We start from the raw sequence: 12,431 nt of genomic DNA on the forward strand, positions 1-12,431 counted from the left end.
GGCCGGCTGCGACCGCCGTCGTTGCGGCCAGCCACGCCGCCTCCCGGGCTAGCGCCTCAGCCCAACGCTGGAGTACCAGCCCCCCGTACGCACCCGCGGCGCCGGATAACGCTCCCAGGCCCGCCGCCGTGTACGGAGCCACAAAATTTGCCAATGCGGCCGTCATACCGGCGGCGACTAGCAATCCCGCGCCAGCGACCGCCACCCGTCGCTGGCACATCCATACCGCGATTCGGCCAGCAAACACCGGCAAACCTCCCTACCTGGAAGCACGGTCTACCAACTGTCCCTGCCCTCGGACCTGGACGGGCATCCGGAGATCGGTCAAAGTCGACACCTACTGGTCCATTACAGGCGACGCGATCGGCGGTGATACACGACAACTCCGTGAGTTGGGCCAGGTCAAGCCATAGCAGCGTGGGAAATGCGGTCTGTAGTACCGAAGATCAGCGCCGGCTGCAACATGCTCGCCATCAACTTCGGGTCGATCCCGAGGGCTGACGTACCCGGCCGGCACAGATTCAATTGACGGCCCTCTACCGCCGACACGGCCAGCGCGGTGGCCTACTGGCGCCAACGCCATCCCGAGCTCAGCGCTGCCAACATCGCCCGAAAGATCGGCAAACACGAACACGCCGTGCGCCGTAACTGGCATCACCCACAGCACCCGCCGACCGCAGACTCAGCCCAAAGAGCCTGATGTGACAGTCCGGGCGAACGCTCCGGCCGCCCTGTGCGGCCCGAGCCAACTCCGGTCCGACGCCTCGCACGATCGCCGGACCACCGGGAAGACAAGCCCGTCGATACGCGACGCGAGTCCTGGAATTCGGCTCGGCTGGCGTGGCGGCGACGTAGCTGCCGGTTCTCTGGGGAGGAAACCGATATCGGTCTGGCGTGAAGCGTGCGCAGCTGCCGGTACGCGAACGGCCAAGCCGACGCTGCCGGTCACCGCGGCGACCACGAAGGCGTGGATGTTCGAGTAGCTGGTGAGGCGGCCGCCGCACCGGCCCGCGCCCGTCCGTGCTGTCGGTCACTCTGCGCCGTCGACAGCAGCGTCCTCACGCTCGATCTCGTCGAGAACGAGCCGGAGGTGCTCACCGGCAGTTCGGGTATCCGCGTGATCGTGCCCGAGTACCTCTGACCGTAGCTGTAGCACCGTACGAAACTCCTGTTCCGCCTCGCCGAGCCGACGCTGGCGCAGCAGGGTCAGCGCCAGGTTGCTCCGAGTAGTGATGGTGTCCGGATGCTTCGCGGCGAACCTTCGTGTCTGTGCGGCGAGCACCCTCCGGTATTCCTGCTCGGCCTCGCCGAGGTTCGTCAGCCCGGTCAGGGCGTTGGCGAGCGTGTTGCGGGCCCGTAAAGCGTCCGGATCGGAGTTCCCGGTCCGCTCGGACAGTCGGAGCGCATCGCGGACCTCGCGCTCGCCCGCTTCGTAGTCGCCGAGGGCCACGAGCGCCGCGGCGAGGTGGTGGCGGATGCGAAGCAGTTCGGGCCGGTCGGCGGGCAGTCGCTTGCCCACTGCCGTGAGGGTCGACCGGCAGATCTGCTCCGTCTCTTGGTATCGACCGAGACCGAACAAGGCGGCAGCATGGTTACCGCGGCTGCGCAGCGTCTCCGGATCCCGCTCACCGAGCAGTCTCGCTCGGGCCGCGGCAACGCGTTGGTGGATGCGTACGCCGTTCTCGACCTCGCCGAGCCGGAACAGTGCGTTCGCAAGATCGGTGCGCAGGCGGAAACGCACAGCCTCGTCGCGACGGCCGAGCACTTGCGCCGCGCGAAGCCCGCATCGCGCCACGCGGCGGCTCTCGACGAAGTTGCCTGCGACATACAGGGCTCGCGCGGCATTGTGCGTAAGCTCGATCAGCGCGCGTCGGAGCGGTCGTCGCAGGGCCGTGCGAGTCCGTGGCAGTACGTCGAGCAGATGGCCGGAAACCGTGGACCACCAGGGTCCTGTATCCGGCTGTTCGGGGTCGTGGCGTACCGCGGTAGCGCACATCAGCATCGCGACGGCAGCCGCGACGCCGGATTGCACGGCCGGCTCCCGGCCGGCGATCGCCCGGTTGGACTGCACCACGACAGGATGCGCCGCGACACAACGCAGTGTGCGGCCCGTGGCATCGGTGGCGCACTGCAGCGACAGCAGTCCCAACTCGATCAGTTCGTTGAGAGTTCGGGAGTGTACGGCGGCGTCGTACCGCCTGACCGATCGGCGAAGGCGATGACCGGCCGTACGGCGCAGCAGGGCCGTACGGCGCAAAGTGGCGGGGTCGAGCAAATCCAGGGGCAGGGGTGCAGGCGCGAGGCCGCCGAGGATCCGCATGAGGTCCCGGGCGTGCACCATGCCCTTGTCGGCGAGCAGGTCGAGCGAGACCTCCCATGTGGCCGTGACGGCGCCGGAGCTGCGCACGGCGTCCCCGTGCGCGTCCATGAACTCCGCGAACTTGGTGGTCAGGATCCCGCGGTATGCGGCGAACGTCGTCGTCTCCTCCAGTTGCGCGAGTGACGAGCGCAGGTAGCGCCCGGCAGCGACCAGGGCAAGCGGCAGGCCGCCGAGTTGCGCACCGAGCGCGGCGGCCTCGTCCCAGTCGTCGATCCCCGGCCCGACCGCATCGACGAGCACCTCGGCGGCCGCCGTCGGGGACAGCTCGGCGATTGGATGGATCACCGCATACGCGCTCCAGGCGTCGCTCGCGCGGACGCGCGAGGTAACCAGGACCAGCCCGCGGGCGGAACGACGGACGACGCCGAGCCCGGCTCGCAGGTCGTCGCCGGACGGACTGAGTAGTTCCGGCCTGTCCGCAGCATCGACGATGAGCAGCCACCCGGTGGGCGCATCGGCGAGACCTTTCCAGATGAGGTCGAGCATGGCCGCTGTGCCCTGGGCATCGGCGGCGATGCCCAGGTCGGTAGCGAGACCGGCCAGCGAGAACCGTAGCGACGCCGAGTCCCTCGCGTCGATCCACCAGACCTGGCGCCCGGCCTGTACGGACCGCTCCACGACGGCCAGCGCGACCGCCGTCTTGCCGCAGCCGCCGATACCGCTCACGATGTGCGGCCGGCCGTCAGGAGCCAGCACGAGTGCGGCGAGCTCGTCGACCAGGTCGTCCCGGCCGCGCAGCTGAGCTGGCAGCAGGTCAAGCGGTGGTGCGGCAGAGCGGATGTCGATCCCGTGCGGCAAGGGCGCAGTCGCAACATGCCTTGCCGTACCGCCGGCGCGCCAGGCCTCGAACGCCATCCACGCGAGGATCAGCGCGGCCAGGAAAACCCAGCCTGGCCAAAACCCGTCCGGCACGACGATGTTGGTGACGACACCGGCGGCGGCGCCGAAGAGGACGGAGATGCCCGCTACGACGCTCCGGCGCGGAGGTACCAGCTTCATGCTTGGCATCCGTCTACGTAGGGCAGAATCCGCGAGGGGTATCGCGACCAGTCTGTCTCGGAGAGGGAACCGCCGGCTGCACGGCAGGCAGCGGTACGCGGGTCGGCGGTGACCGACGTGATCCCGGAGACGTCCCAGACGATGATGCCACCCTGTTCGTCGCCGGTGATGACGGTGCCCTGGTCACCGCCGAATGCCGCGCTCCGCAGCGGCGCGGTGTGGCCGGTCAGAACGGCTAGGAGGTGCGGGTGAAAGGGATCGACGATGCTCCACAGCATTGCGGTGGCGTCCCGGCTCGCGGTCACCAGCATCGTGCCATCGTCGCTGTACGCCACGACCTCCACGGGCTGCTGGTGTCCACGCATCGACGTGATCTCCTTCAGGGCCGACGCGTCCGCCAGATCGAACTGGGTCACGATCGGGTCGCGCCCCTCGGACCGTGTGAGCGTCCGCGCGCTCGGAGCGAATGCCAGCGCGCGGGACGGCCCGGAAGCGGAAGGCAGCCGCTGAACCAGGTGCGGCGCATCCGGCTTGCGCACATCCCAGATCTCGGTCGTGCCGTCCTCCTTCGCCACGGCGAGGTAGCCGCCGCCGGAATCGAAAGCGACCCGGATGATCGGACCGGTACCGAACGTGGAGGCTTGCGTTGGCTCGGCAGGGTCGGTGCTGTTCAGGAGTACGACGCCACCCGCTCCGCCGGCGGCAAGCAGCCGACCGTCTGCGGAGAGACCGAGCGTCTGGGCGACGACCGTGTCCGGCGGGCGGCTCCACTCCTCTCTCGGTGTCGCCGGCGTGGTGAGGTCCCATCCGGTCAGCCCGCCCTGTTCGTCCGTCGTCACGGCGTGGACTGCGCTGCCGTCGGAGCGCAGCACGACGGACGTGGCCTTGCCGGTGGCGGGATGGAGGCCGGCGACCCGGTTCGGCTGTTTTATGGTCGCCAGGTCCCACACCGTGGCTCCGTCACCCGTAACGGTGACGCCCACCGTCCCCCGAACCATGATCTGCTCCACCGAGCCGCGCTGTCCCTGCATCGTGCCGATCCGGCGGTATTGATCCGCGTCCCTGAGATCCCACAGGCGAACGGTGCCGTCCCGGCTGCCGGTGACCGCCGTGGACCCGTCTGCCGCGAACCTCGCGGTGATCACCGACCCCTCGTGTCCGTGCAGCACGGCGAAGGGCTCATAAACACGAGAGGTCGCCGACTGCCGCCAGACGACGGCGGAGTTCCCGTCGCCGCCCACCAGCACCGTCTTTCCGGCGTCACGCACATCGACGGCGCGGACCGCACCGGACTGCCCGGCGATCGCCAGGAAGCCGTCGTCCATCCAACGGCCCCGCTGCACGCGTACCATCTCGCTGGTCCCGTCCGACCAGCCGATTACAAGCTCCGGCCCGTCGCCGAACGCCGCGGCGTATGCGGGCCCTGGCGCGGGCAACCCAGGCCTCTTCGGCGTCTCCGCCGAACTCCACTCGACCGCGGCAGCCAGCCTTCCCGATGGTGCACCCGTGATGGAGTAAAGCGCGGCGCCCTGCTGCGCGGCAACGGCGACCATGGTGCCGGTCTTGTTGAAGGCGACGGCATGGATGGCACCGGTGCCGCGAACGAGCACGCCGGCGTTGACGGGCCGGGCGGGGTCAGCCAGGTTCCAGATCGTGAGCGTCCCGTCGGCACACGCAACCGCGGCAAGCCTGGACGCCTCGCTGTAGGCCAGAGCGGTCGTGTCGCAGGTGGCGAACTGTGACTGACTCGGCCGGGCTGAATCAGCGGCGTTCCAGATCGTCACCAACGGCTCAGCTGCCTCCGACGAACTCGACCGTCCGGCGATGAGTACGGTCCGTCCATCGGAACTCGTCGCCGTGGCGCCCGCGACCGTGCTCCCGATCAGCGGACTGTAGCGGCGTCGCGGACGCGCGGGTTCGCTGATGTCCCACAGTGTTGCGCCGGATTGATCCGCCGTGACGAGGGTACCCCCGGGTCCGTACGCCACAGCGGTCACCGGCCCCTGGCCGGGAGTGATGACGGCTGGCGGTCGAACGGTGATCAGGCGGTTGACCAGCGCCGCCCGCGTCTGCGGCGAGTCCTCGATGGCCGCAGCCGCGAGGTCGAGCCGTGTAGCCAGGTTAGTCTGGTCCCGGGAGAGGGCATCCGCCTGGTCGAGTAACTCCCGGACGACACGGGCACGTTGGGCGAGCCGCTCATGCTCAATCGCCTGCTCGGTGTCGGCCCTGGCTCGGCTGACCAGGTATCCGCTCAGGGCGAGGAGCGGCACGATGCCGACGGCGATCATTCGGGTGGGGACCCAGCGTTGTACCCGCCGGCGGGCCTGCCGCACGGTGCTGACCGGGAAGATACGCAGCCCATGACCCCTAAGCTGGACGGCCGCCTGCCAGTTGGCCTCCGGGACGACCACGCTCCAGGTCCGGCGGCGTGCTGCCTCGAACTTGCCTGGCAGGCCGCCGACCGGGCCGATCACGCCATCGGCGGTGAGGGAGCCGGTGATCGCACACTGGGTGCGGAAGACCCTGAAGAACCGCAAGGGCGACAGTGATCGGGCACGGCGGTGGCCGAGCAACTCCGCGAGCGCGACGGCGAAGGCGGCGCCGAGCGAGTTGCCGCTGATCGGCGTCCTCTGATCGCCCTCCTGCTCGATGTGCCACAGCACGCAGCGCGGGGCGGCGGCACGCGCGGCGTAGGTCCACGACGCCGAGAGCGACTCGCGAAAATCCATGTCGGCGCGCAGAAAGCTCATGGTTCGCGGGTCCGGGTAGAGGCCAGGCGGACCCCCGGGCAGCAGCACAAGCCTCAGCGTTCCGGTACGGCCGGCCTGCTCGCCCGGTGCGGTGTCGAACAGGATGCGGACCTCCCGGCGGGCCACAGGCGGTGCCGGGTCGCTGGCCATGCAAGCCACGGCCAGCTCGACGAACGCCGCGGCCGCGCTGCGCCGGTATCCGTCCCGTTCGCCGGCACGGCTCGGGGTGGTCGCCGTGAACGGCAGCACGCCGGCCGCCGACCAGTACGCCTCGGCGTCGCGGCGCGCCCGGTCGCGCAGCCCGCCGGGTAACCCGTCCGCCGCGGCGACCGCAACCGCGGCAATCGCCCGGGTCGACTCGCCCGCGTCGTAGGGGCCGAAGTCCGTCGGGTCCTGCCCGGCCAGGATGCGCTCGATACGGGTATCTTCGCCGTCGTACCACTGCCGGACCCGCTCCGGGTCGGTCCGGCTCCCCTCGGCGCACGCATCCCACCACAGGCCGTCCAGCAGCCGAGCCCGGATCTCGTCCGGCGTGACCGAGACCAGGGCGATGTCGGCGCCCGCGAGGTCGGCGAGCGCCTCATCCAGACGGGCCAGCGGCGACCGGCGCTGGCCCGGCCGCCCGAGAGCGGTCGCGTCCGCTGTCATTCGCGGCCCGCCCCGAGCCCGCGATGTATCGCATCGTGTTGTTCGGTGGTGAGCCGCACCGCGAGATCACGCCACGCCTGCCGACCCGCGGCCGAGTGTGCGGCCGCCGCCGACGCCGCAAGATCGTCCGGCGAGCAGATACCGTCCAGCTCCTCCACCGGCGCATTGTCGAGCGCCTGCCACGGAGCCTGAGCGAAGAAGGCGTCGAGTCGGACGGTTCCGCTGGCTCGGATCGACGAGGCCGGCAGCGGAATGACCCGGACAGCCGTGTCGCCGTCTTCAGCGGTGTACTCGACGACAACGGCCCGCCATCGCGTCTCCGGCGGCCGGGTGGCCTCGATCAGGTACTGGCCGGGCAGCGTCCGCCGCAGGACAAGCAGCGTCCGCCGCCCGGGGGTGACCACACGCAGCACTTCGGCGGCGTCGCTGTCGGCCGGTGCGGCGAACGACAGCTGGGCCGCAGGCTGCGGCAGCGGCACGGCGGTCTCCGGCAGCCGCGGACTGCGCGGACGGGCACGGAGGTCGAACCTCCAACTGCCGGGTGGCATACCCGTGATCGAGAATGAGTTGTCGTCGTCGACCGTGCCGAGGCTGAACCGCCTCTCGTCGACCCCTACGCAAATCGGCGTGCCCGCAAGCGGGTGCGACCCGTCCGCGGTGGCGATGCGGATGCTGCAGGTCAGCGCCAGCGTCCCGGCCGTTCCGGCGGTGACCTGCGCTTCGACGGTGAGCGAGTCCACCGTCGTGGTCATGCGGGCCGGAGCGCCACCGATGGCCTTGCCCTGCAGAACGCGCAGCGCGTCGAGGAGCATCGTGCGGAAGTACCGGGAGTCGGTCATGTACATCTCACCCCAACACATCCCGATGGGTTGTTGACGGACCGGTTGCCCCCGCCGTCGGTCACGGTGCCGGGTATTGCCTCGATCCCGTAGTCGGCGTTGTCAGTCGTATCGTTGTCAGCGATGAAGACGCCGGCGCCCGGCGGAGCGGTGATGTGCAGCCCATCATTGACTGGCCGACCTCGCGAGTCTTTCTTGCCGGCCGACTGTCGTCCGTTGGCAGTGAAGTGGTTACCCGTGACCTCGGTCTGATTGCGCCCGTCAGTCGTGACGTAATCGAGGTATACCCCGGCAACCGCGTTGTTCTCGAAGGTGTTGCCGCGAATGATGAGTCCATCGGTTTCGCCGATGTTTCTGGCCGCGTCAGCGACCCCGATGCGGTTGTTGCGGAACGCGTTCTGCTCGATGACGACATCGGTCGTCAGGTCCCCGACGGTGATCACGGCGTCCGCGCCGGTGAACTCGTTGTTGCTGAACCTGGCCCGTCGGGAGGTCTGCGAGAGGACCACCGAAGACCGGAAGAACGTGTTGTCGCGCACAACAAGGTCGTCCGACTCCTGCAACGTGATGACGGTATCGGTGATGGTTGACCGGACGACGTTGCTGGACTGGACGTCGACGAGGAACGAGAGCCTGGTGTTCTGCAACACGCAGCCGGTGATCAGCGGCGATGTGGTCTCGGCACGCTGGAACTCCAGCGCGCCACCGACGATCTTGGTGCTTGACAGGCTTGGGTTTCCCGAGCCGTTGAACGTTATCTGGGTGTCCGCGATCGTGGACTGTTCGAACCGCATGTTGACGCTGGACGACACGGTCAGATCGGGTGCCTTGACGCGAACGTCGATCAACGCGCCGAACGGCGAGTTGGAGTAGCTCACGCGAGTCTTGAGCTGACCGTGCCGGATACTGACTCCGGCCTGCCGGTCCACCCTGAACGTGCCGCCGCTGATGGTGTAGTCGTTGAGGTCGACGATGACATCCTGCGCTCCGACGGTGAGGCCGCTGCCCTCGCAGTTCAGATCCTCATGGAGGACCACGCTGCGCGTGATGACGTCGCCGCACTGCACCCGCGGCGACTGCGTGATGACCGTGAGCGTCGCCGACAGCGAGTCTGTGCGTGTGCCGGTCGTGACCGTAAGCGTGACGGTGTAGCGACCAGGCGCAGTGAACGTGTGCTTCAGCTGTTCCTCGGTACCGGTCGCCTCGGGGGTCTGGTCCGCGGTCACGACGCTCCAAGCCCACGCGGTCGGCCTCGGCCCGGCGATGGTCGCGCTGGCAGTGACGGTCTGGCCGACCTCAGGAGGTGTCTTCGGGTCGAACGAGATCGCGCTGATGTGGCTAGGCGGCCCGGGGACGCTGGACGGGCTGGGTACGCGACTCGAGCCCGACCCGGAGGGCTTCGGCGAGCGGGTCGGGACGGCGGTCGGTGAGGATGACTGGCTCGGGAGGCTGTGCAGCGACGGCGACGGCGCTGCTGATGGCCTCACCGCGTACTTGTCGATGCGCCGGACGGTGCCGTCGGCATCGATCACGCCGGCGGCCTGGGTGTCGGGGTCGTTGAAGTACACGATCCCGGAGCGCGTGAGCAGTTCGAATCGCACCGCGCCGGCGAACAGCGGTTCGGTGTGGATGACACGCCCGGTGCTGAGTTCCGCAACCCACACCGTTCTGGTGCTGTAGTTCGGGACGAAGGCGTAGCCGCCGGCGACGACCGGGCCGCCGAGATCTGAGCCGCCCGGCACCGTCGGGATGCCCGATGCGCAGCCACCACCGTCCTGCGTGCACGGGTAGAGCACGCCGGAACCGGCCTGCATCACCAGGACGGTAGAGCGCTGCTCGGCGCCAGTGACAACGTCGTCGGCGCCCGCCGGCAGCTGCATCGTCAGCTCGGCCTCGCCGTTGTCGGGTGCCAGCCAGACCGCCGTGTGCGCGACAGGGTCGAACAGCACCGGCCGGCCGGCGGCCGATGTCAGGCGGACGCCATGGCCGCTGATGCCGGCAATGTGACGGCTGATCCGGCGAACCGGACCCTGCGGGCTCGCGTCGATCGCCAGGACCTCGCCGGTAGCGCGATCGACGGCCCACAGGGCGTCGGCGGTACCGACAAAGGCGATGTCCGCACTCGGCAGCTGGACCGGCGGCCCGACCCGACGCAGTGTGCTCCCGTCGAGCATGGTGACCGTCCGGCCCGCCGCGTCGGCGGCCAGCACTCCCCCGCGGACGGAGTACACAACCGTGGCGCGTTCCTCGGGCCGGAGCCGCTGCGTAACGGTCGACAGCGTGGCCGCGCTGACGCCGACGACCGCACCGTTGTCCGCATCGAACACGTACCCTGCCGCGTCAGCCTGCGTGGCGACGAACCTGCTGTTCGCCGCACCGACCCGGACGTTGGCGGCCACCTTCGCGGAGACGCCGTCGACCAGCGTAAGCTGGCCGACGCCGCGCGAGGTCAGCCAGATGCTGCCGCTGGTGAACCGGGGATGAGCCGGCGGCGCGGCGTGGTTCGCACCCACGGCGATGAAGCCGGCGGCCAGCATCGTTCCGGCGCAGAGTGCCAGCGCACGCCTGACGCGCGTGCTGCGGGAATACCGCATCAGCCACCCGTCACGGCGCCGCATCGACTGGGGCTCCCGTCCTGGAGGGTCGCCGAGGGCCGGAACGGAGCACCCTTGGGTCGAACCGGTCCACGATCCGCAGCCATCGGCGGCGACCGCCGTAGAGCTGGCGGTGCAGGCGCCACTCCATCGCCCACGCCCGTTCCGGGTCACCCGGCACAAGATGCTGCGGGCCGAACACCGCCGTTGTCACCAGCGACGACAGCTCGCTCATCGGCTGGGTTCGCGACCCGTGCCGCTCCGCTGCGCGGCCCGCGATCTCGATCGGGGTCAGGCCCGGCGGAAGGTGCATGTTCCGCACCAGCGGCAGCTCCACCGACTCCTGCCAGGCCCCGACGACGCGGTCGGCAGGCGTACCGCGGCGCCGCCGTCGCCGCCGTCGCAGTATGCGGGTCGCCGCGATCCCAGCCAGCGCGAGCGCGACGACAGCGGTACACGATCCGAGGACGACCAGCACGGCCCGGACCCAGTCCGTGCCGCCGCAGCGGGGATCAGGCTGAGTACATGGTTCGATCGGCGCCGTCGGCGAGACGGACGCCGCGCCGGTCGGGGTCGTTCCATCGGAGGGCGTCTCCGTCACCGTAGGGCTTGGGCTGACGCCCACCGGGGTCCGGCGCTGGGTCCGCTGCGCGTCGGTCGGGTCAAACGCAACCCAGCCGGACCGATCGAGCCGCACCTCGGCCCAGGCATGGGCGTCGGCCGTGGTGACGTCGAACGAGCGGCCCCCGTCGTTCGGCAGCCGGTACCCGACGGCGACCCGGGCCGGGAAGCCCAGCACACGGGCCATGATCGCGAACGCAGCCGCGTGCTGCTCGGCGTACCCGATGCCGTTCGCGCTGAGTATGCCGCTCACCGCGGCGTACGAGTGTCCGGGCGGCGCCTCCAGGCTGTACGGCAACCCTCGCAGGTACTCGTTCAGTGCCGCGAGTTTGCCGACAGGGCTGGCCTCTGCGTCCGTGGCCTCATGCGCAGTCGCCATGATCAGGGGCGGTATGCCCGGCGGAAGCACCTGATACTCGGCGTCGTCCCCCGCCCGCGCCGGCCGGTCGCTGCGGGCCACCTCGTTCGCCGATCGGTACTCACCGACGAACTCGAACGTGGCGCCGGCCGGAAGCGTCGCGGACGCGACGACGGCGCCGGAGCGGGGGCTGAAGCCGATCGCCGTGCTTATCCCGGACGTGAACCTGATCTGGCGTGGCCAGCCGACCAATGGCAGGAATCGGCCGGCCAGCCGATCGATGGTCACCCGGCCGGTGATCCTGTGCGGAGCCGACAGGCCGCGGTCCCGCTTGAGGTTCTCACCGGCGGCGAAGAAGTCCTGGTCTGTCGTCCACACCGCACCGTCGAATCGGTCCAAGGCAATCGTCCGGATGCCGACCAGTCCGGCGGTGTCGGGCGCGGCATCGAGTTCGACGTGGAGGAGCCGCCGAACCGGCGCCTCGATCAGCTGCGCGCGAACGGTGGCCAACGGTGTGATCATCTCCGGGACGGTGAGCGGCGCGGCGCGCAGTGGACGAGGGTCGGCGCGGCGCGGGTCGCCACCCACCGCCGCGATCACACCGAGCGGGGCGGCGCCGAGCACCACGACGGCGCACAGGTAGCCGACCGTCCGCAGGCCCGAGAGCCGGGAACGCGGCACGCCAGAACCAGCCGGGGGCAACGTAGTCGGCCGAACGCCCGCTGCGGTGGTCTGCCGGCTTCGGATGACGACGAGGATGACGATGGCGACGCTGAGCACGCCGGTGGCGACCAGATGAACCGGCTGCTGGCTGGCAACCATGGCAAGCGCCAGCCCGCATGCCAGCATCGGCGGCAGGGCGGGCCACAGTGGCGCGCGCGTATGCAACGCAAGCGCCGTCGACGCGGCCGCGGTCAACCATGTCACGAGGAGCACGGTGACGAGCGGCCGGCCGGTTGCCGGGGCCGGCAGGCCGACCGACAGCATTTCAGCCCACCCGGCGATGACGCCCCACCCGAGTTCCTCGGCGGTGCGTGGCGTGGGCACAGCACCGTGAAAGGTCCCGCGAAGCGCTGTCAGAGCGGCGAACGCGCCGAAGCAGACGACGTGAAGGACGGCCGCAGTAAGCGGGCGGATGCGACGAGCGACGATGGCCGTAAGGGTCATGCCGCCAACCAGCGCCGTGACCGCGGCCGGGGCGTAGGTCGCGGCGTCGAAAAACTCGCGCAGTACGATCAACGA

5 protein-coding genes are annotated in these 12,431 nt (G+C 69.9%); all 5 read right to left on the reverse strand.

Annotated elements, in window-relative coordinates; all coding sequences use genetic code 11:
• Positions 1-1,030: 1,030 nt before the first annotated feature.
• The 5 genes from ACQPXD_RS49260 to ACQPXD_RS49280 are packed head-to-tail and all read right to left on the reverse strand — an operon-like array spanning position 1,031 to position 12,428.
• Complete coding sequence (locus tag ACQPXD_RS49260) at positions 1,031-3,379, reverse strand: tetratricopeptide repeat protein (RefSeq protein WP_432830946.1); 2,349 nt, start codon at positions 3,377-3,379, stop codon at positions 1,031-1,033.
• Positions 3,376-6,777 carry a hypothetical protein gene (locus ACQPXD_RS49265; RefSeq protein ID WP_432830948.1) on the reverse strand — a complete coding sequence of 1,134 codons (3,402 nt, stop codon included), beginning with the start codon at positions 6,775-6,777 and terminating at the stop codon, positions 3,376-3,378. Before ACQPXD_RS49265 ends, ACQPXD_RS49260 begins: the two co-directional genes overlap by 4 nt.
• Positions 6,774-7,616, reverse strand: a complete 843-nt coding sequence (locus ACQPXD_RS49270) for a hypothetical protein (RefSeq protein ID WP_432830950.1) — start codon at positions 7,614-7,616, stop codon at positions 6,774-6,776. Before ACQPXD_RS49270 ends, ACQPXD_RS49265 begins: the two co-directional genes overlap by 4 nt.
• Positions 7,613-10,234, reverse strand: coding sequence for a right-handed parallel beta-helix repeat-containing protein (locus ACQPXD_RS49275; RefSeq protein WP_432830952.1), 2,622 nt, complete (start codon positions 10,232-10,234; stop codon positions 7,613-7,615). The genes ACQPXD_RS49270 and ACQPXD_RS49275 overlap by 4 nt, the downstream gene beginning before the upstream one ends.
• Positions 10,221-12,428, reverse strand: coding sequence for a transglutaminaseTgpA domain-containing protein (locus tag ACQPXD_RS49280; RefSeq protein ID WP_432830954.1), 2,208 nt, complete (start codon positions 12,426-12,428; stop codon positions 10,221-10,223). Before ACQPXD_RS49280 ends, ACQPXD_RS49275 begins: the two co-directional genes overlap by 14 nt.
• Positions 12,429-12,431 lie beyond the last annotated feature (3 nt).

This window comes from Dactylosporangium sp. CA-092794 (assembly GCF_050948465.1).
GTDB lineage: Bacteria > Actinomycetota > Actinomycetes > Mycobacteriales > Micromonosporaceae > Dactylosporangium.

What these genes read in the sequence shown, in the direction of transcription:
- ACQPXD_RS49260 (WP_432830946.1), bottom strand. Translation starts at nt 3,379, where the DNA reads ATGAAGCTGGTACCTCCGCGCCGGAGCGTCGTAGCGGGCATCTCCGTC.
- ACQPXD_RS49265 (WP_432830948.1), bottom strand. Translation starts at nt 6,777, where the DNA reads ATGACAGCGGACGCGACCGCTCTCGGGCGGCCGGGCCAGCGCCGGTCG.
- ACQPXD_RS49270 (WP_432830950.1), bottom strand. Translation starts at nt 7,616, where the DNA reads ATGACCGACTCCCGGTACTTCCGCACGATGCTCCTCGACGCGCTGCGC.
- ACQPXD_RS49275 (WP_432830952.1), bottom strand. Translation starts at nt 10,234, where the DNA reads ATGCGGCGCCGTGACGGGTGGCTGATGCGGTATTCCCGCAGCACGCGC.